The following is a 343-nucleotide window of genomic DNA, read 5'->3' as shown; positions in this document are numbered from 1 at the left end:
TGAGGAGGGTTCTGCCAATGGAAAATGGCCGGTCCCTTATCTGGATCCGGGTACGTACCGGTTTTACGCCAAAGTAAATACTGCGAGCGGCACTTTCACAACCGATTACATTACGGTTACGCTGACTGCCCCTGCTGTGACAGGTTGCCCCTCACTGACGGCCAGTATGCTTTCGCCGGTCAACAATGCCAGCGTGGTAGGAACGGCCAGCACAACGACCGCTGGCAGGGTGATCACTGCCCTGAGCGTCAACACTTGTGTACCGACAGGTACCACGGTCACCAGCGTAGAAATCTGGGCGTCAACTACCTCGGATACATTCCATAACCTGATGGGCAAGGCG

1 protein-coding gene is annotated in these 343 nt (G+C 55.7%); it reads left to right on the top strand.

Annotation, left to right across the window (positions count from 1 at the left end; genetic code table 11):
* Positions 1–343: hypothetical protein (locus AC2YIT_RS32220; protein ID WP_487281951.1), on the top strand; the 343-nt coding region annotated here is incomplete at both ends.

This window comes from Dyadobacter sp. SRI_021 (assembly GCF_057586235.1).
This window is presented reverse-complemented; position numbering and strand designations above follow the sequence as displayed.